Origin of the sequence: Bradyrhizobium sp. th-b2 (genome assembly GCF_000426785.1) — a bacterium.
Classification (GTDB): domain Bacteria; phylum Pseudomonadota; class Alphaproteobacteria; order Rhizobiales; family Xanthobacteraceae; genus Bradyrhizobium; species Bradyrhizobium septentrionale.
The window spans coordinates 122,611-143,106 of the sequence record NZ_AUGA01000013.1; the positions used below are offsets into that span (position 1 = coordinate 122,611).

Here is a 20,496-nt window from a genome sequence, read left to right on the forward strand (position 1 = left end):
ATGCCCAACGCCCAGCAGGACATCCTCAACCGCTACCGCAAGACCGCGATCATCGGCGCCGGCGTGATCGGCGCGTCCTGGACGGCGGTGTTCCTGGCGCACGGATTGGAGGTCGTCGTCAACGATCCGCGCCCCGACGTGGATGCGTTCGTCCGCGACTACATCCGCAACAATCTGTCGACCTTGGAGGCGCTCGGACTTCCGACCGCGAACCTCGAGGCGAAGCTGCGGTTCGAAGCCGATCTCGAAGCCGCGGTCGCCAGCGCCGACCTGGTGCAGGAGAACGGCCCGGAGCGGATCGAGTTCAAGCAGGATCTGTGGGCGCGCATCAGCAAGGTCGTCGGCGACACGGCCCTGCTGCTGTCTTCGAGCTCGGCCAAGACGGCGACGGAACAGGCGCTGAAGTGCTCGCGGCCGGAGCGATTATTGGTCGGCCATCCCTTCAATCCGCCGCACCTGATCCCGTTGGTCGAGGTCGTGCCCGGCGAGAAAACCAGCGAGGACGCGGTCGCCGACGCCGTCGCCTTCTACGCCGCGCTCGGCAAGGTGCCGCGCGTCGTGCGCAAGGAGATGCCGGGCTTCGTCGCCAACCGCCTGCAGCGCGCGATCTTCCGCGAGTGCTGCTATCTCGTGATCCAGGGCGTCGTGAAGGTGGACGAGCTCGACGACATCGTCACCAGTTCGATCGGCCTGCGCTGGGCCGCCGACGGCCCGTTCCGCTCGTTCCATCTCGGCGGCGGCGCCGGCGGCTTCAGGTCGTTCTTCAAGCAGTTCGGCCCCGGCCTCAACGAGGCCTGGAAGAACATGGCGCCGGTCGATCTGAACGAGGCGGCGCAGGACAAGATCATCGCTCAGGCGGAAGCCTCGTTCGCGGCACGCCCGGCGGAGCAGCTGGAAGGCGAGCGCGACGCCAAGCAGCTCGCGATCATCCGGGCGCTGCGATCGGTCGCGACCGACCAGTAGTGCGCGATGCAATCGCGTCATCCGGGCAAAGCGGGACGCGAACCAGGGAGGAACAAGATGGGACTTTTGTTCGAAGGCCTCAAGGTGATCGATTGCGGCAGCTTCATTGCGGCGCCGGCGGCGGCCACGGTCCTGTCCGACTTCGGCGCTGACGTCATCAAGATCGAACCGCCTGGTTCGGGCGATCCCTACCGCCATCTCACCAAATTGCCGGGCCATCCCCGAAGCGACCAGAACTATGCGTGGATGCTGGGCTCGCGCAACAAGCGCAGCCTCGCCGTCGACATGGCCAAGCCCGAGGGCCGCGTCGTGATCCAGCGCCTCGCCTCGCAGGCTGACGTCTTCATCACCAACTATCCTGCTTCCGCGCGCAAGAAGCTCGGCATCGGCTACGAGGCCTTGGCCGGGCTGAACGACCGGCTGGTCTACGCCTCGTTTTCCGGCTACGGCGACAAGGGCGCCGAGGCGACCAAGCCCGGCTTCGACGTCACCGCATGGTGGGCGCGCTCCGGCCTGATGGATACGGTGCGCGCCTCGTCGCAATCCGTGCCAGTGCGTCCGGCCAACGGCATGGGCGATCATTCCGCGGGATTCACGCTGTTCTCAGGCATCGTGATGGCGCTGTACCAGCGCCAGCTCACCGGCAAGGGGACCGAGGTCAGCTCATCCCTTGTCGCCAACGGACTGTGGGCCAACGGGTATAACGCGCAGGCCGCGCTGTGCGGCGCGACCTTCACCGACCGCCCAGCGCGCGAAGTCGCCTTCAATGCGCTGACGAACTATTACAGGTGCCGCGACGGCCGCTGGCTGATCCTCACCATCCTCAACGAGGAGAAGCAGTGGCCGGACTTCATGAAGTGCCTCGACCGCGAGGACCTGATCGAAGATCCGCGCTTTGCCAAGAAGGTGGACCGCCTGACCCGCTCGAAGGAGCTGATCGCGCTGCTCGACAAGGAGTTCGAGAAGCACGACCGCGCGGAATTCCGCAAGCGCCTGACCGCAGCCGGCATCGTGTTCGACGTGGTGGCGACGCCCGAGGACATTCCGACCGACCAGCAACTGCTCGACAACGACATCCTTGTGCCGTTTGCCGGAAGCGAGACCCGCACCATCGACAGCCCGATCTCGCTGCGCGGCGTGGATAAGGTGCAGCCCCGGATGCCGCCCTCGGTCGGGCAACACACCGACGACGTGCTGAAGGAAGCCGGTTTCGACGCGGCGGCGATCGCACAGATGCGCGCGGCGGGTGCCGTCGGCTGACGGCGATCGACGCCAGGGACGTTTCAGTTTTCAGGAGCGACGCATGAAGATCGAAGAGCTGTTTTCCGTGAAGGGCAAAATCGCGGTGGTGACCGGCGGCAGCCGCGGCCTGGGGGAGATGATCGCCCGCGCCTATGTCGAAAACGGCGCCAAGGTTTATATCACCGCGCGCAAGCCCGACGCCTGCATGGCGCTGGCCGAGGAACTGTCCAAACATGGCGAATGCATCGCCATTCCGGCCGATCTGTCGCGGATGGACGAGATCGAACGGTTCGCCGCCGAACTGCGCAAGCGTGAAAAGAAGCTGGACATCCTCGTCAACAACGCCGGCGCGAGCTGGGGCGCGCAATTCCATGAATTTCCGGAGAACGGCTGGGACAAGGTCATGGACCTCAACGTCAAGTCGGTCTTCTTCCTGACGCAGAAGTTGCTCGATCTGTTGGAAGCGGCAGGCTCCGAGAAGGCCTATTCGCGGGTCATCAATATCGGCTCGATCGAGGGCATCCGCACCACGCATCTCGAAGCCTACTCGTATGCCGCGTCGAAGGCGGGGGTCAATCACCTCACCCGCATCATGGCCAAATTCCTCGCGCCGAAGCACATCGCGGTCAACGCGATCGCGCCCGGCTATTTCCCATCCAAGATGACCGATGCGATCGACGAACACGGCTCCCGTCAGGTCGTTGACGACGCTCCGATGAAGCGCATGGGGGCGCCGGAGGATATGGCGGGAATTGCGCTGTACCTGGCGTCGCGCGCCAGCAGCTTCGTGTGTGGCGCGGTGATCCCGGTCGACGGCGGACTTGCCACGACCGCGTAGGCTTGCCTGACGGAACGGGAAGGGCGGGACGCCAGCGGCGTCCCGCCCTTCCCGTTGTCAGGATTTGTCGTCGTTTGGATTCGCCACCTTGACGATGGCCAGCAGCAGCAGGCCGGAGAGGAGATAGGCCGTCACGATCAGGTAGGTGCTATAGAGCGAACTGCCGGTTTCCGCCGTGATGTAGCCGGTCACCGACGGGGCAACTGCCGGACCGAGATTGCCGAGGCTGCTGATCAGCGCGATGCCTCCCGCGGCGCTGGCCTTGGACAGGTACTCGGTGGTCGTGGTGAAAAACAGCGGCGTCGCGGAGACGAAGCCCAGTCCCGCCAGCGTCAGACCAATCACCGAGGCCAGCAGATTGCCGTGGGAGAAAGTGATAGTCATCAGTCCCAGCGCCGCGACCACGACGCAGGCAACATAGTGCCAGCGCCGCTCGCGCGTCTTGTCGGAGTGGCGCCCCATCAGCACGGTGCCGATGATGCCCGCGATCTGCGGCAGGGTGGCCAGCAGTCCGACCTGGAACAGGTCGGCGACGCCCCAGCTCTTGATGAGCGAGGGGATCCAGAACACCATCGTGTAGCTCGCACCCAGCAGCAGGAAATAAGTGAACGCCAGGCCATAGACCTTCGGATCCCTAATCATCTGCCAGAAGTTAGCGTGAGACGAGGACTCGACGTCCTTGTGATCATGATCGAGCTGGTAGCGGACTTTGGCCTTGTCGTCGGCGGTCAGCCACTTCGCGTCATCGGGTCTATCAGGAAGATAGAAATAGGCGACGAGGCCGAGGATCGAAGCAGGCAATCCTTGCGAGATGAACAGCCACTGCCAGCCATGCCAGCCATCGATATCGTTGAGATACTTCATCGTCGCGCCGGACAGCGGACCGGCGATCACCGAAGCGATCGCCGTCGCGGTCATGAACATCGCGATGATCTGACCGCGGCGGGCCGAGGGATACCAGTAGGTCAGGTAGAGGATGATACCCGGGAAGAAGCCGGCTTCGAGCACGCCGAGCAGGAAGCGCGCGACATAGAATTGCGTGGGTGTTTTCACGAAGGCCATGGCGACCGCGACGATGCCCCATGTGAACATGATGCGAAGCAGGGTCTTGCGGACGCCGATGCGCTCCAGCAGCAGGTTGCTCGGCACCTCGAAAAGGAAGTAGCCGACGAAGAAGATTCCCGCTCCGAAACCGTAGGTCGCATCGCTGAAGGTCAGCGTCTGCTTCATCTGGAGCTGGGCGTAGCCGATGTTGATGCGGTCGAGAAACGCGACGACGTAGCACAACATCAGGAATGGCAGGATGCGCCAGCCGATCTTCGAATAGAGCTGCGCGAGAGCACCGCTCTGCCCCTGGCTGTGAATGCTGTCGACGCTCGTCGTGCCTATGGACATTCGTCACTCCCCTGGTTGGCATTCGCCTGGAGTCTGCGCCCCAGTTGAGAATGGATTTGCCTGGACGTGCGGGTCGACGCCGCTTCCATCGTGTTGCGACGCGGCGGAATTCACATTCTTGTTATTCTAACAGTTGCTTGATTGATTAGCAATCAACGGCTTTAGGCCGGCCGCGCGGCCCGGGGTCACGGCGACACGTCGCGGGCAGCGCGTGACTGCCTTCAGCTCGCTCTCGATCCTAGCACGTCTGACGGCCGCCAGCCGCGAGGCCAGCTCGGCTTGAGCGCGCTGCGCTGCGATGGGCAAAGGCTCGATCAATTCGACCCTTCTGGGCCCCAACCTACCGTTTGAACGGCGGCCCGAAAGGTGTGGCTTCGCCTCCCGCGTTTGCGCCTCAATGCCGTGAGGAGTTTTGGGGCTCAAGTTAACCTGGGAATGAAGATCGTTTGCTACACGATGGGCTCGATCCGGAACCCGACATCGAGTCGCGGCTGATCGTGGCGAGTGCAAAATGATCGAACTTCGCGTTGGAGACAGCCGGGCGTTCTTCGAAGCGCCGTTTCACGCCTATCGCCCCGGCGATGGTTACGTATCTCCGTTACGCGGCGATATCCTGCGCATGCTCGATGCCAAGGCGAACCCGCTCTGGCTGTCGGGCAATCCGTTTCGCTTCTGGACCGCACACCGGCACGGTCGCCCGGTCGGGCGCATCATCGCGCACGTTCATGGCCAATCGAATACGCGAGACGGGACCAATCGAGCCCAGTTCGGATTCTTTGACTGCGCCGACGACGCGGAGGCTGCGGCTGCCTTGCTCGACGCTGCCGCCTCGTTTGCCCGCCAGGCTGGCGAGACGGAACTGGTTGGGAATTTCAACCTGACGGCCATGCAGCAAGCCGGTGTCGTGACCGACGGGTTCGGTGCGCGCGCCTATACGGACATGGTCGTCAATCCGCCGCACGTTCCGGCCTTGCTTGCGGCCAACGGCTTCGAACCGTTCTTTCCGATGACGACCTTCGAACTCGATATCCGGACCGTGGCGCCACAGACGCGCGCGCTCGACCCTTCCGCCGGATTCAGCTTCGCGCCGATCGAACGGCGCAGCTTTCCGGAACGGATGGAGCAGGCGCGTCTGGTGCTCAACGGCGGCTTCGATAAAAATCCCATGTTCGTGCCGCTGACACCGGACGAATTCCAGTTTCAGGCCGGCGAGATGATGTCGATCCTCGATCCCCGTCTGTCTTCGGTGCTGTTGAAGAACGGCCGTCCCGTCGGAACGATCGTGTGCATTCCGGACCTCAACGGCTTGCTTGCCGCCACGCGATCGCGGATCGGTCTGCTGACGCCGTTTCATTATCTGCGCTATCGGTTGCGACGCCGCCGCGCGGTCATCATCTTCTATTCGGTAATCCCCGATCTTCATGGGCAGGGCGTGATGGGCGCGATGCTGGCCCGCACGGTGACGGCCCTGAAGGATGCCGGCTACGAATCGCTTGGCGTCACCTGGATCAGCGACGTAAACGCTGCGAGTCTTCGCCAAATGGAGCGTTTGGGTGCGCGCCCGTTGCAGCGCCTGCACCTGTTTCGCAAGGGATTGTCATGACCCGCGACGATGTGACGGTCTGAACCAGAGCGTTTTCGAGCGAAAGCCTGTCCCGGACTTGATCCGGGATGGCCCCCCGGTTCGCGTGAAGAAAACGCGTCAAAACAAAAGCTAGAGCAGTTTCAGATACTCGATAAGGTCGCGCTTGTCGCCTGTATCGAGCTTCTCTCCGAAGCGATGCCCACTATTGCTCCTGCCTGGCGTCGCCGTGTCTATCAAGGCCGGCATCGAGAAAGGTTTGTAACCGCCGGGATAGTTGCCGGCCCCGTCGAGCTTGAGCCCTACTTGCTCGAAATCAAGCGCATGACCGCCGACATTGAATCGCCGGGGTCGTGTATCCGGAGACAGCAGCGAAGCGAGCGTCGGCACCGAACCATTATGCAGATAGGGCGCTGAGGCCCAGATGCCGGTCAGCGGAGGGGCCGCATAGTTGCCTCCGCGGGCCACCGCGATCTTCGATCCATAGCCGGTCCGGTTGATTGCCGCTGCGAGCGGCTCATCGAATAGTTTGGCGCGCAATCCGTCGGTGCCGACATCGCCGATCCAGTTGGGAAATTCGACGAGGCGCGGGGTCAGGTTCGCATCGTACCGTCCATGGCAAGCAGCGCACTGCGTGGCATAAAGCTGACGACCGTGTTCGGCCCGATCCCTGTCGATGGCGCCGGGGAATGGCTGTGGCCTGTAACTCTTGAGGAAGGCCATCACGTCGACGGCCTCTGCAATATTGCCGAGAGCGGCATCGGGATGGACGCCCATGCTCGGCACGGTAAAGAAAGTCATGATCATCGCAAGCGACTTCAGATGCGGATCGTCGAGCCCGCTTGCCGTCATCGGCATCTGACGCGCCGGGCCGGGCACGGCATAGGCTCCGTCCGCAAGCAGGTTCGTCCGCCATACCCGACTGCCGAGGTCGGGAATCGAAACGACCCCTGCATCGCCGGCGCCATGGCCGGCGAGGGGAACGCCGAGCGCAAATTTGAGCGCGGCAACGCCATTGGTGCTGCCCGGCGTGCCGTTCGGAAACGGTAGCGGCTTTTCGATGTCGCCGAGATCGGCAATACGCCGCTCGACCAGTGGCAGCACAAACCAGCGCAGGCTTTGTTTTTCGCCCCAGCCCATATCCGGAAACAAGACGTCGATGGCGGCAATCAGCTGTTCGGGGTGTTTGGTCGCGTTGCGCGTGGCACGGAAGACCGCGAGTGTGTAGGCCTCGAGATCAAGGGAGGTATTGGGCATGCCAAGCCATGTCCGGTGCGGATCAGGCGTTCCGTCCGCTCCGTAGGTGACGCCGGCGTGGCATGCCGCGCAACCGAGATTGGCCACGCGGATTTTTGTCCCGGCGAGCGGAGCCAGATCGCCGTAGGAAAATCCAAGCGGCAATTCACTGGAGCTTTTCAAGACGCCGAGGGGGCGATTGGCGACCTCGGCGCCAGGAAAAAAGCCAAAGCCCGCAAGTGTCGCATCCAGGGTCGATCGCGCCAACGGCGCACTTCTATCGCGCGCCTGGGCGTCGAGCACCAGAGCGGCAGCGACGAGCCGCCAGGGCAACGCATGCGTTTGCAGCGCGTCCAGGCTTATTCCACCGAAGCCTGCGCCCTCAAATGCCGCAGCTCCTCTTGCCTCCGCGGTAGCGGAGGCCGAAACCGAAGGGCGGGAAAGCGATTCGGTCGTCGTACGCGCCGTCGCCCAAAGCAATGAAGCACCTGCCAGCGCGACGGCGATAGCTGCAAGGACAAATGAGCGCCGTCTCATGGCCGCATGGCTCCCGTCATGACGTGCCGAGATCAACGAACGCGTCCGGCTGCTCCCATTGCGGATAATGGCCGCAGCGATCACTCAGCTCAAGCTTGGCTTGGCGCAGTGGCGTCATGACCCGTTCGCGATGACGCGTGGAAAGAACTGTAGAAAGCGCCCATTTTGGAGGACATCCAGCCGGCTGGCGGAGAGAGTGTCAGTCAACCCCCGTTGAAAGATAAGCATTTTCGACTTTCTGGGCCAAAAATCCACCGTTGAACTACGGCCGAAAATGGGTTTTCGCCTCCGGCAAAAGCCTACGCCTCGCTATCCACGCAGTCACCATGTTCACAACGAGGTCTGCGAGGGTGACTCCTGAAGGGCGGCAACATCGGCACCTGGTGCAACAAAGCTTAGATCGTGTTCTTTTGTCCGCCCTTTCAGGGGCACGGTTCCGCTTCGTGAGTTGCGGCCTCATGCGATCTGTCTGCGCAAGCCGAGAAAGTACCTCCGCCGCGCGCTCTTCGATTTTTGCCGGGTTCGCTTGTGCTCAGCCAACGCTCTCCGCCGCGTCGATACCCAGCCGCGCGAGCACACGCGCGTACGTTTCCGCCGGCCGCGTGACATCGAACCACTCAGCTTGCATACCGGCGGCGAGTGCACCAGCGATATTGCGCGGCTGGTCATCGACCATCAGGCAGCGTTCAATTGGCGCACCGAGCGCATCCGCCGCAGCCTGATATGCGCGCCGGTCTGGCTTCAGGATGCCCGTATACGTAGCATCTACGATTGCGTGCATAAGCTTCAAGATAAATAGTTTGGCCCCGAAGCCGGGACCGTTGAACAGGTCAAGCTCGTTCGACAATACGCCGACTTTCCGCCCGGCGTCACGGACGGCGCGCACCGCGGCGAGCGCTTCTGGGCGCGTCGTGGCGTCGATCGGATCGTTCGGCGCAGGGGCCATCATCATGCGCGGGCTGGTCCACTCCTCGCCGACCAGGCGACCGACTTCAGCGGCGCGCCGGTGCCAATATTCCCGCTCGCTAATCCGGTCGGCGAGCATGTCGCGCCATAGCTCGTCGTTGTCGGGATCAAACGGACCGCGCCAGCGCAAGGTGCCGGGTGCGAGGCCGAGCTTGCGCTCGATTTGAGGCTGACGTTCGAAGGTGGTTCGGCAGATGACGCCACCGTAGTCCAGTACAAGCGCGATCGGTACTTCAGGCGAAGTCATTGACACAATCCTGGGCGAGCACGGTTACTGAGCAAGCTCGAATGCCGCTGACGCGGGTTTCTGCTCGTCTGGGCGCGCCTCCTCATCGAGCAGCCGCTGGATCAGCCGCCGCGCCAGCACCAATGCCTGGTCATGCGCGATGTTCATCGGCTGGAAGGGCCGGCCGCTCTGCAGCGCCTTCTGCTGCACTTCGATGATGTCCTTGTCCTCCTTGAAGGCGCGGCTCACGCCGTCGAACACGACGTCGATCGCTTCCGAGGTTTCCGTCTTGAAGTTCGCCGCATGCGTGAACCAGTAATGGGTGCTGGTCGACGTTTCCGGTGTCTGGACCGAGCAGTGCCGGTACTGCATGGCCTCGGGTACCAGCCGCCCCTCATGTGCGCCGGTGCCGGCGGGCGCAGAGCCGGTGTACAAGCGCACAAACGACGGCGCGAACCATTCGTAGATTTGCCAACGATCGGCCGGCCCCTGGAACGTGGCGATGCTGCTTCGGTTTGCCTGGATCTGGTCGTTGTAATAACGGCGCGTGATCTTGAGGCCGCCGTCGATCGGCTCGACCTGCGCACGCGTCGACGCCGTGCTGGGCGTTCCGATCGTCGTGCTGTGGACATAGGTCAGGTGCGAGAAGTCGAGCAAATTGTCGACGATGAGCGTATACGGGGCTTGATAGTGCAAGTAGGAGCGCTTCTTGCGCCATGCCTGATCGGTGTGCCACTCAAAGCGGATGATTCTGCCGGGGTCGGCCTTCGCCGGTTCGCCCATCCAAATCCAGATCAATTCGTCACGCTCGATCACTTGATAGCTGCGCACGCAAGCGCGCTGCGGAATCATTTCCTGTCCCGGGATTTCGGTACATTGGCCCTCCGCGTTGAAGAGCATACCGTGATAAGGGCAGCGCAGGCTGTCACCCTCTCGTCGACCTGCGTGCAACGGCGCGCCACGGTGACAACAGCGATTCTCAAGCGCAACGATCCGGCCATCCGCTGCGCGATAGAAAACGATCGACTCGCCGAGCAACGTTCGCTCAAGGACATTGTCGGCTGAAATCTCGTCTGCCCAACCGGCAACATACCAGCAATTGCGGACGAAGCGGTCGACGTGAGTCTCGATCTGCATCATGGAAGAATCCTCCTTATTAGATGAATTGCTTGCCACCGTCGACGACAAGCGTTTGCCCGGTGACGAACGCGGCCAGGGGCGAAGCGAGGTACAGTGCTGCGCCGACCACGTCGTCGGGCATGGCCGCACGCCGGATCGCGCCACGCTGCGCGCCGTAGTTCGCCGCATCCGGGATCAAGCCAAGACTGGCATCCGTGAGCGTAATTCCCGGCGCGATCGCGTTGACGGTGATGCCGTGGGGGCCGAGCTCGGTGGCGAGTACGCGCGTCAAGGCGATCACGCCGCCCTTACTGGCGACGTAATGTGCCCACAGTTGCGTGCCGCTAAAGACCGTGGCCGACGCGAGGTTGACGATATGCCCGCCTGACTTGAGCATCCATGGCCGCACCGCGCGAGCCATTAGAAAAGGCCCCTTCAGGTTCACCGTCATCACGCGATCCCATTCCGTCGGGTCGAGTTCGTGGAAGCCGGCACGGGTTAACCCGGCGTAAATCGCCGCGTTGTTGACGAGCACGTCGATACGCTCGCGGCCGGACACCGCATGCGCGGCCTCCTGGGCAAATCGCTTGGTGCTTTCCTCCTGCGTCACGTCGAGCGGCAAGCCGACGATGCGCTGCCCGCGATAGCGGTTCGCTAGGCCGTCAGCGACGCCCTCCATCGCATCCGCGGCGATATCCCCGAGCACAAGGTCCGCGCCCGCCGCTGCAAATGCTTCCGCGAACGCCAGCCCAAGCCCACCCGCAGCGCCGGTGATCAGGATCGTACGGCCGTGAAAATCAAGCGCTGGGACGGCGGCATTCATCACGGTTCTCTACTCAGTTCGCCAGCACTTCGACCGTGCCGGCGGTGCCATCGACTCGCAGTCTTTGGCCGGTTTTGATCACCGCGCTCGCCGAGCCGGTCGCAGTAACGGCGGGAAGTCCATATTCGCGGCACACGATGGCCGCATGCGACATCATCCCGCCGATGTCGGTTACGGTGGCGCTGATCTTGCTGAAAACCGGGGCCCAACTGGGCGCCGTGACTGGTGCGACGAGAATCTCGCCGTCCTGGATCTGATCGAGTTCGTCGGGCGAGCGAATAACGCGCGCCAGACCTTCAACGACCCCAGGCGACGCCCCCATTCCCTCGAGCCGCGAGCTATTGGTCGGACCTTTCAACCAGACGGAAATGCGGTCGGTGGTGATGCCCCACAGCATGATTGTGAAAGGCTCGGTCACGACCTCAGGCGGCTGGTTGAGAGCCGGTTCGGGCCGATGTTGGGCCAGGGCATCCATGGTCTTTCTCCGCTGCGCAATCCGCTGCGGCCAAAAATGGGGTCCAGTCGGGGCGCCTCCCACCGCCCAGGCGGAGCAGTAGTCCCACAGCGCGTCCCTGACTTCGTTGCGGCTTAGAAAGAACATCCCTTCCGGGTCCGACCAAAAGCCGGCCGTGATGAAGAGCCGGTTCAGTTCCCGCATCTTTCGCCAGAATACGCCAAGCGACCAATGCTCTATGTAGAAGTTGTGATTTTCGACGTAAGGGAAAACCGTGCGTGCAAGTCCGAGCTTTTGTTCGAAAACCGGCCGCACCTCATTGTTCAAAAGCTCCGCATATTCCTTCGTAATACGCTCGCGCTCGGCGGCCACTTGCGCCGTCGGTCGCTCGATCGTGACGCCTTTCCTGAGTTGAACGATGTAGTTCCGTAAGTACCCGAGCGGAATATCAAGGTGCTCGATCCAATATTTGTCGGATGAGTAGAAGCCGTTCCCCGAGGTGAAGTTGAACCACGGATTCTGCGCAGCAGTCCAGGCTTCAAACCACTGTTTGCCCTTGGGGAGTGCGGCGACCGCACCAAGAGCCTGTTCAACAGAGCCGCTCATCAGCGCAGTGTCAACGCCGGTTTCGATAGCCAAATGGGCAAGCTTCTTCAGTTCGTCGTCGGGCCGAAACAGATCAACGTCGATGCCCTGAACCATCCGGGCGATGGCTTGATCCGGAATACTGGGGAATTGCTCTTTGCAGAAACCAAAGAAATCGAGATAAGCCGCGTAACCCAGATTGAGAAACTCGAAATGATACTGCCAGGCCTTGTAACAAAGCTGCAACGCGGATTCGTAATTTTCCATCAAGTAGTACGTGTTGTCGAGGCCACGCCCTTCAAACACCCATTCTTTCGGGACCATGTCCGGCAATTGTTCGTATCGGAGCGCTTCCAACGCATCGATGACCCCGCGCACCTTGACGTGCCAGTTATCCAGCAGCTTGTTCCAGTTCTGAAAATAGAAGCCAGCGCGTTCCAGAAAATGCGGTACGCGTTCGGGAATCTTCTCGGGCGCGACCGCGATCGGGCTCAAATAGAGATAACCATTGTGTATCCGGTAGTCGACGCCATTGGCCGGAGGCACAAGGAGGTGACGCGTGTTGTATTGACCCAGGCACTTGACCGCATAGTCCGCCATGATGGTGTCGAACGGCCGGAATGGTGTCGGCCAGTGCTGGGCGTCGCAGAACCAAAACTGCTTTTCGTCGCCGTCCTTCCGTTCCTCCTGAAACAACGCGTAATACGGATAGAGATCACGCCAACCCTCGGCGCCTTTTGGCGCCTTGAGCTCGTAAGGACTTGGGAATTTTGCCTGCGCGTTCATGTTGTCTCCCCCGTTTTTTATGATCATTGTCGCCGCGATGCCAAAGGCGCCATCAAGGTGCTCAGCACGCCCTCAATTCCGGGCGCGTAGCTTTTGGACAGAACCGGGCTACATGCTTTTCGGCTCCACACCGTCTCCGGTCGGCACTGAAGCAGGACGACGCCCTCATCTTCGGTCCTTTGCGGATCGATTGCCCATTCGACATCCTGCGGCGCACCGAAGGACCGATCGAGCGCTTTGACGATACGTGCGACGGCACGGATTTGCGCTTCGGTGAGGCTCGCCACGTTCCGCCGGGCTTCCTCCACCTCACGTAAGACGGTCGTTTGATTGGCGATATCGGCCACGAGTTCAGTGGGCTTGCTGGCAACGACCCGCTTGACGGGCTCCAGCAAGACCTTGTCCACGACGAAGTAATCCGGCGTCGTTAAGCCGGAGACCAGTGGCTCGCCCAATCCCCAGACGGATTCGATGACAATCTTGGACCGGTCGCCATTCGAGGGATCGAGACTCATGGCGACGCCGGCAGCGCGGGCGTCGACCATTTGCTGAACCCCAACGGCCATGGCCTGATCGAGATGGAGGAGATTATGTTTACCGCGATACGCCATCGCGCGCGCAGTGAACAAGCTCGCCCAACAGTCCCGAATCCGATCGACGACGGCGTTTGCACCAACCGTCCATAAATACGTGTCGCCCTGGCCCGCGAAACTGGCGTCAGGCATGTCTTCGGAGGTGCCGGAAGAGCGCACAGCCACCGGCAAATCGCCGCCGCCCCGGGCGCAGAGCTTGTCATAGCCAAATCGAATTGCGTCGGCGATGCGGCCGGGAATTGCTTCCGACCTGATCAGTTCCCGGATTTCGCTCGCGATCTTGGCTTGCGCTCCGACATCGTTCGAGGGGACCGCTTCGACACGCGTTTGAATCTCGTACCCGAGCTTACGCGCGGCCAGCGTTTCAAGGTAAGCCCGAGTTGTCACTGCAAAACCAGGCGGTACTGTCGCGCCAGCTACTATAAGTGAAGCAAGCCCGGCGCACTTTCCACCGATGAGCGAAACGTCGCGGTTTGACGCCTGCTCGAATGCGATCACGTATTGGTCGCTGTCTTGGACACCCATCTTGATGCGCTTCCAGCCGTTTTTGTCTCGTTAGAGCGACTCTTACACCTTTCAGAACGTTTGTTTGGTTGACTCTACCTCTGTTTCACCAAGTGAAATCGTGTTATCAGGGGTAAAGGGTTCCGGTCCAAACACGGGCTTTGCGGCGGGTAGCGCGCGGCGGCAACCAGCGCGGTCCCCACCAGGAGATCCGGCTTTTACTGGGGCAAACATCTCGGCCTACCGCATGAGCACAAAAACAATACGCGCCTTGGATCGAGGGTTAGACGTCCTGCGGATTATTCAAGAGTCGAAGGCTGTAAGCCTGAATGATCTGCATCTGGCTACGAGGCTGCCAAAGGCGACATTGCTGCGAATTCTCAAAACTCTGGTCGGGAGTGAACTGATTTGGCAGCGGATCGCTGATGGCGCTTATGTCCCGAGCTATACATTTTCAAAGCGAGCAAGAGTATTTGACGAGGAAACCCATCTTGCAGAAGTCGCGGCACCGATTTTGGCGGACCTCTGCAAGCGTGTTCGCTGGCCATCAGCTTTGCTGAGTCCGCGGCTCGATCATATGGTGACTATTGAATCCAACCGACCTATGTCCGATTTTGATTATATTATCTCTCCAAACCCGGTTGGCTCGTTCAACGTGAACATGCTGCGCTCAGCCTCGGGGCGATGCTACCTCGCGTTTTGTTCGCCAAAGGAAAGAGCGGCAATTCTTGCGCGTTTGCGGAAAAGTGGCCGTCCGGGTGATGCGCTCGCGCACAACACGGCCAAGCTTGACAAGGTGCTCGCCGACGTACGTGCTCGCGGATACGGCGCTCGCGATCGGGATTTTGGCGGTCACTATGACCTTCCAAGAAGTCAGGCAAACGACGGCCGGAATTCCATCGCTGTTCCAGTCTATGCCGGCGACGAAGTCGTTGGATGCATCAATCTCACATGGATCGCCAGGGTCGCCACTGTGCCCGTCATTATCGAACGCTTTCTCCCGCAGTTGAATGAAGCCGCTCGGTCCATCAGCAAAGCGAATGACAGCGTGATTCTATTCGCTTGAAAACACTCCCGGCCCTGAGCCCTCGCTGAACTCTGTTCAGAGTGATCAGCGGACCTGAAACGCGACGTCTGCTTATGGGGCTCGCAGAAACATAGGGATTGACTGCTGTTCGTAGATTGTCCGATTTGCTCGACCCAATATCCAAATCTACGAGGCGCGCGAGGTCGACCTGTACCAATGGATCTGCGCGCGATATCCGGCGCGCAATGCAAGTCAATCATTCCGGGCCTTCCTAGAAATGACAATCGACCCAATTGCGCGCGCTCTGCGTCGGTCATCTCTGGACACTGCCGAGATCCTGGGCTCGACACCTCGCCACGTGAGCAGGATTGGGCTCGATCTAGAGACTAACTCGTTCAAGTCTTTCCGTATTCTGCATGGGTCTGTTCGACGAGCCCGGCAATGGTCCCGGCTTGACGAACGCATTCACAACGTTGCCCAGAAGCTGCGAGACATTGTTCTCGAATCCGTCGATGGGCAGGGCACTCCCGAATGCGATGGATCCGGTTGCAAACACCGCACCGTTGTTCGGCGCCTCGAAGTACACCATATCGGCCCGCAGGATGTAGTTGTGCGTCCCGCTGAAACCCTGATGCGCGTGCGCCCCCTCCTCGTCGTGGGCGATGTAGTTGTCGGGGTGACCGCCCGAGGATGCGATGATTTTGGTGTTGGGCGGTGTGCCGAACCCCAGTTTGTAGCAGTCGATCTCGATGCCCGCCGCGCCGCCGTTGCCCAGGCCGAAATCGCCGATGATCTCGCCCTCGATCCCCTCGGTGATCCAGGCCAGCGCGGGATCATAGCTATCCGGCATCCGCCGGTAAGGCTGGCTATGAGCGAAGCCCTCGCCGGCAAACGTGTTGCCGACCAGCTTCTGCCCCCAGCGCTGGAAGCCGGTCCAGATTCCGCCCATCTGCCCCGTTGTGGCGAGGTAATATTCGCCCGGCCGTGCCGCCCAGGCTATCCAGTGTCCTCCGGTCTTGCGACACTCCATGATCCACGGTTCGTCGTCGCGAAACGCCACATTGCAGCAGAAGCTGTTCGCACCCATGCAGATGAATCGTCCGCCACCGGCGATATAGTCCTCGTGCGCATCGAGCATACGCTCGGAATGATATTCCGGATGCGTGGAATTGAGGATGCATGCATAGGGGGCCATTGCGGCGACACCCTCCAGATGAACATCTTCATCGGTCAAAACGTCGTAGTCGTATCCCTTGTGCTCAAGCCACGCCAGGATCGAGAGATCAGCAGGAAAATTCCAGGGCAGGTCGAACGCGGAGATTCGGTATTTCGGTCGCATGTTGACCATCGGGCGATGGTAGCTCGAGTAGCAGATGCCGGCGCCATCTGCATGCGAGTCGTAGCAGCCGCCGCCGAATTCCGGATTTTCGTAGATTTCGATGTCGACCTCGGAGATCGTCGGCGGCTGACCGGCCATCGGCTGCACGATGTGGCCGTCGGTCGCGAAGCGCTCGTTGGCATAGGCGATATAGGTTGCCGTGGAGAACAGCAGAGCGATGCGACCGGTCGGCACGCGCGGCCGGACGAAGAAGACGATGTATTCCTCGGCCAGGCCCTTGCCGTCGCCGCCGCGTACCCTCATCGCGTACGCGCCGCTGCGCAGCGTTTCGGGCAGCTCGAGCGTCTTTGTGACTTTCCAGTTGCTGTCGATCATCGCGTCAGCATGGAATTCGATGCCGCCGTATTCATGCGGGGCGAGACGGAAGCAGTCGTTGCGGCCGTTCCAGTTGTAGCCGGTCTGTGCGCGCACCGGCCTGTTGTAGCCGTTCGCATCGAGGCGGTGTGGTCCGATGTCGACCACGACATCGCCGATGCCGTGATCGGTGTAACCCTTTGTGGTGTCCCAATATGCCACCATGCCGTATGATGGAGGCTGCCCGCTCGAGCGGATCGCGTCGAGCTCCTCGCGACCCAACGGGCGATCGAAAACACCGCAGCGATCGAGTTTCCCGCAGTAGAGCTGCGACACGAAATGGCCGCGGAGCGCGTGCCAGTCGCGCGAGCCGGCTACGAGGAACGGCGTACCGGCCAGGTTGTTCTGCCGGAACCGAAACACCTCCGACACATGCGAGCGATATTCGACCGGCGCGACCTTGCTGAGCAGGCTATTGTAGCGGTTCACGACTCCTTCCTGGTACAGGGTGGCGCGACCGCTTCGCGCATCGAAGGTGGCCGCGACGAAATACCAGGCCTGCTTCTGCAACGGCAGCTCCGCTTGCAGATAGTCGACCTCGTTCCCGCTCCCGACCCAGAACTCCAGCCTGCCGCTCGGATTGATGCCGAGGCCGTAGCCGTGATTCTTGTCATTGTCCCAGCGGCCGAGCAGACATTGACGATGCCCGACATCCGGCCACGTCGGCCAGATGAATGCACAAAGCGTGATGCTGCCATCCAGCGCGAGCTTGCGGTCGGGGTCGGCGACCTCGAGGAAGGATCCGACCTGCGTGAACTGCTTCTCGACCCACCAGGTGCCGTTGGCGACGCAGTCGATTTCCTCCTCGATGAATCCCGGACCATGCGGATGCTCGTCGCCATGGATCAAGCGCACGAGATGAGCTTCAGCGGTGGACACGCCGTCGGCACTGACATGAAATTGTATGGTGTCGCCGGGCTTCACCGAGATCTTGTCTGCATAGCCGAATATTTTGATCTGCGCCATGGTGCCGAGTTTCCAATCGAGAAGCTGAACGAGGCTCGTGCCCCACCCAGCGTGTTGCAGCTATCTCTAGGTTTCGAGGAGGTCACGAATGCAGTGCAGGAACAGACCATGCCAGGCGTCGTTCGCTGACGCGTAGATGGCCTCGTCAACCACGCGCGGGGAAGTCCCCCGATGCCCCGACAGCCTGACCACCTGATACTCGCGGAACGGCTCTACGGCCTTGACCGCATATCTTTCGTCCAGCGGCCGTTGACGGAAATAGATCAACAGGCGCTCGAGCCGTTCGCTGTGCTGGCCCAGCGGCGACCGGCGGTGTTCTTCGATCACCTCGGGCGTCACGAGCGTCCGCAGAAACTCGCGGCGGAAGCCGTCGAACCGGTCCCGGACGATGATGTCGCGGTCCTGAGACCTTTCGTAATCGAGAGGCAGCATCCTCAGCTCTCCGGAATCTGCAAATGTCCGACGTGAACCGTGCCGGCTGGACGTACCGGCGCGGCATTCCGTGACGGATGTTTTAGGCCCACTGCTTTTCCTCGTTGACCCAGGCGAACCCGGGCAACCTGCGCGTCCCGACGAACGCCTCGACGACGTTGGCCAGCACACGGGATGAGCTGTTCCTGAAATTGTTGAGCGGCAGCGATTGCGCGAACGCGACCGAGCCGCACGCGAACACGGCTCCCCCATGGGGCGCCGTGAAGTAGGTCATGTCTGCATGAACGCGCCAGTCATACGACCCATAGAGGCCGAGGTAGGAATAGAGAACGAGTTGCTGGTTCACGACATAGCTATCGGTGTGCCCCCCCGACGATGCAATGATCCTGGTGTGCGGCGGTGTGCCCAAGGCACGATCGTAATAGTCGAGGGCCAGCCCCGCGGCGCCGTTGTTGGCAAGGCCGAAGTCGCCGATAATCACGCCATCGATGTCTTTAGTGATCCAGGACACGGTGCGGTGATAGCTGTCCGGCATCCGCCGGTATGGCTCGCTTCGTCCGCCGCCCGAGCTGCTCAAGCCGATCCCGACCAGCTTCTGCGTTGCCCGTCCGAGCACCTTCCAGGGGCCGCCGCGCATCCCGTCTGTGGCCATGTAGTGCTCGCCGTAGCGCGATATCCACGGCTTGTACCCGTCATCGCGGCGCCGGCACTCCACGATCCATGGTTCGCCGTCGCGAACGCCTGCCGTAGCGTTGAATCCGTTGCCGCCCGCATAGATGTAGCGACCGCCATCGGCGATATAGTCTTCGGTCGCGTCCAGCATGCGCTCGGTGTAGTATTCAGGTCGCGCGCCGCTGATAACGCAGGCATACGGCGACAATGCCGCCGGTCCGTCGCGGTGCAGATCCTCGTCGGTCAGGACCTCGTAATCGAGGTCGCTGTGGTCGAGCCATGCGATGATCGAGAGATCGGCAGCCAATCCCGACGCCACGTCCAGGCTCGGCATCCTGTATCTCGGCCGCATGTTCATGATCGGACGGTGATAGGAGCTGTAGCACACGCCACAGCCGTCGGCGTGCATGTCGTAGGTCGACAGCCCGAAATCGGCTCGCGCGTACATCTCGATATCGATGTCGGACAGCACGGCCGGCTGGCCCGTCAAGGCCTCGCGCTCCGGATGATCGAAGCTCAAGCGCTCATTCGCAAGGGCAAGGTAGGTCAACGTCGGAAACAGGAATGCAACGCGCGCCTGCGGTTTTTCCGACCGCACGAAGAACACGACGTGCTCCTCGCTCAAGCTCTTTCCCCTGCCAGAGCGCAGCCGCATGGCATAGCAGCCGCTTTTGAGACCGCGTGGCAGGGTGACGACCCTGGTTGCCTTCCAATTGCAGTCGGTCAGCGCGTCGGCATGAAACTCGATGCCTCCGAACTCGTGCGGAGCCAAGCGGAAGCAATCGGTGAAGCCGTCCCAGTTCCAACCGGTCTGGCCGCGAACCGGGCGGTTGTATCCTGCGGCGTTCAGCTTGTGCCGCCCGACGTCGACCACGAGATCGCCGATGCCGCGGTCGGTGTATCCTGCGGTCGTGTCCCAGTACGCGACCAGGCTTTCCATCGCGGGAACGAGGCCGCTTCTGATCGTGTCGAGCTCGCCGGGCTGCAGCGCCTGATCAAACGCGCCGCACCGGTCGATCTTGCCCCAATAAAACTCCGATACACATGCACGCTGCTGCGCGTCGCGCCCGCGCGAACCTGCCATCAGGAACGGCGTTGTGCCGAGGTTGCCGGGTCCGGTCCGGAATATCGCGGACGCATGAGAATCGTAATCGACCAGTGCGACCTTGCCCAACAGGCCGTTGTACCTGTTGCCGACACCGACCTGATACAAAGTCGCACGCCGGGTTTTGGCATCGAAAGTCGCGGCCACGAAATACCACATCTGAACCTGTAGCGGCGTGTCGGCAGCCAGGCAGTCGACGGCATCTTCGCCGCGTCCGATCCAAAACCTCAGACAGCCCTTCTCGTCGAGCCCGATCCCATAGCCCTGCTTCCGATCACCGTCCCACCGGCCGATGACGCTTTGGCGTTTCCCGGACGCAGGCCAGGTCGGGTGAATGAAGGCGAACAGGGTGAAACTGCCTTCGAACGCTAACCGGCCTGCGGGATCATCGACCCCGAGGAACGATCCCACCTGGGTGAACTGTCGTTCGACTCGCCATGTGCCGTTGGCGGCGCATGCCACCTCCTCCTCGACGAAGCCAGGTCCGGCCGGATTTTCATCGCCGTGGATCAAGCGCACCAGTTGCGCCTCAGCCGTGTCCGTCCCCTCGGAGCTGACATGAAACTGGATGGCCTCGCCCGGCTTGACCGAGATCCTGTCCGTGTAGCCAAATAGCCTGACCGGTGTCACCACCAACTCCCTCTTTTGCGATCGTCCCGATGTCCGCCGCGCGGGTCGGACAAAGCTTCATT

Annotated in this window: 15 protein-coding genes; 5 read left to right on the top strand and 10 right to left on the bottom strand. The window is 61.5% G+C overall.

What is annotated here, in order from left to right; genetic code table 11:
- From K359_RS0117570 to K359_RS0117580, 3 genes are read left to right on the top strand one after another with little or no spacing between them, the layout of a single operon-like run.
- Positions 1 to 963, top strand: coding sequence for a 3-hydroxyacyl-CoA dehydrogenase NAD-binding domain-containing protein (locus tag K359_RS0117570; RefSeq protein ID WP_035976705.1), 963 nt, complete (start codon positions 1 to 3; stop codon positions 961 to 963).
- 57 nt (positions 964 to 1,020) lie between these two features.
- A complete protein-coding gene (locus K359_RS0117575; RefSeq protein ID WP_029080526.1) occupies positions 1,021 to 2,223 on the top strand; it encodes a CaiB/BaiF CoA-transferase family protein in 1,203 nt (400 codons plus the stop codon).
- Positions 2,224 to 2,266: 43 nt separating this feature from the next.
- A complete protein-coding gene (locus K359_RS0117580; RefSeq protein ID WP_029080527.1) occupies positions 2,267 to 3,043 on the top strand; it encodes an SDR family oxidoreductase in 777 nt (258 codons plus the stop codon).
- Positions 3,044 to 3,100: 57 nt separating this feature from the next.
- Here K359_RS0117580 and K359_RS0117585 read toward each other — a convergent pair whose 3' ends face one another.
- Positions 3,101 to 4,438 (bottom strand): MFS transporter, encoded by a 1,338-nt coding sequence (locus K359_RS0117585; protein ID WP_029080528.1) that lies wholly within the window; start codon positions 4,436 to 4,438, stop codon positions 3,101 to 3,103.
- A 511-nt stretch (positions 4,439 to 4,949) separates the two neighbouring features.
- Between K359_RS0117585 and K359_RS0117590 the strand changes: the two genes are divergently transcribed.
- The gene (locus K359_RS0117590) at positions 4,950 to 6,041 is read left to right on the top strand and encodes a GNAT family N-acetyltransferase (RefSeq protein WP_029080529.1); all 1,092 of its coding nucleotides are present in this window, start codon (positions 4,950 to 4,952) and stop codon (positions 6,039 to 6,041) included.
- Positions 6,042 to 6,152: 111 nt separating this feature from the next.
- Here the strand turns inward: K359_RS0117590 and K359_RS52255 are convergent, their stop codons facing one another.
- From K359_RS52255 to K359_RS0117630, 6 genes are all read right to left on the bottom strand, one after another.
- Entirely contained in the window at positions 6,153 to 7,793 is a 1,641-nt protein-coding gene (locus K359_RS52255; RefSeq protein ID WP_156928542.1) for a cytochrome c, read from the bottom strand.
- A gap of 532 nt (positions 7,794 to 8,325) precedes the next feature.
- Positions 8,326 to 9,006 (bottom strand): HAD family hydrolase, encoded by a 681-nt coding sequence (locus K359_RS0117610; protein WP_029080530.1) that lies wholly within the window; start codon positions 9,004 to 9,006, stop codon positions 8,326 to 8,328.
- Positions 9,007 to 9,030: 24 nt separating this feature from the next.
- The gene (locus K359_RS0117615; protein WP_029080531.1) at positions 9,031 to 10,125 is read right to left on the bottom strand and encodes an aromatic ring-hydroxylating dioxygenase subunit alpha; all 1,095 of its coding nucleotides are present in this window, start codon (positions 10,123 to 10,125) and stop codon (positions 9,031 to 9,033) included.
- Positions 10,126 to 10,141: 16 nt separating this feature from the next.
- Entirely contained in the window at positions 10,142 to 10,927 is a 786-nt protein-coding gene (locus tag K359_RS0117620) for an SDR family NAD(P)-dependent oxidoreductase (protein WP_035976706.1), read from the bottom strand.
- A 13-nt stretch (positions 10,928 to 10,940) separates the two neighbouring features.
- Positions 10,941 to 12,752: a PEP-utilizing enzyme gene (locus K359_RS0117625; protein ID WP_029080533.1), complete on the bottom strand. Its 1,812-nt coding sequence runs from the start codon at positions 12,750 to 12,752 to the stop codon at positions 10,941 to 10,943.
- A gap of 23 nt (positions 12,753 to 12,775) precedes the next feature.
- A complete protein-coding gene (locus tag K359_RS0117630) occupies positions 12,776 to 13,870 on the bottom strand; it encodes a PEP/pyruvate-binding domain-containing protein (RefSeq protein ID WP_029080534.1) in 1,095 nt (364 codons plus the stop codon).
- A 226-nt stretch (positions 13,871 to 14,096) separates the two neighbouring features.
- Here K359_RS0117630 and K359_RS52260 point away from each other — a divergent pair, with 226 nt between their 5' ends.
- Positions 14,097 to 14,915 (top strand): IclR family transcriptional regulator C-terminal domain-containing protein, encoded by an 819-nt coding sequence (locus tag K359_RS52260; RefSeq protein ID WP_035976707.1) that lies wholly within the window; start codon positions 14,097 to 14,099, stop codon positions 14,913 to 14,915.
- Between the two features lie 340 nt (positions 14,916 to 15,255).
- On the opposite strand, the gene K359_RS52265 is transcribed toward K359_RS52260, so the two are convergent.
- The 3 genes from K359_RS52265 to K359_RS0117650 form a co-directional block, all read right to left on the bottom strand.
- Positions 15,256 to 17,595, bottom strand: a complete 2,340-nt coding sequence (locus K359_RS52265; protein ID WP_051346177.1) for a N,N-dimethylformamidase beta subunit family domain-containing protein — start codon at positions 17,593 to 17,595, stop codon at positions 15,256 to 15,258.
- Between the two features lie 66 nt (positions 17,596 to 17,661).
- Entirely contained in the window at positions 17,662 to 18,027 is a 366-nt protein-coding gene (locus tag K359_RS57275) for a hypothetical protein (protein ID WP_051346178.1), read from the bottom strand.
- An 82-nt stretch (positions 18,028 to 18,109) separates the two neighbouring features.
- A complete protein-coding gene (locus tag K359_RS0117650) occupies positions 18,110 to 20,434 on the bottom strand; it encodes a N,N-dimethylformamidase beta subunit family domain-containing protein (protein WP_029080535.1) in 2,325 nt (774 codons plus the stop codon).
- Positions 20,435 to 20,496: the final 62 nt, after the last annotated feature.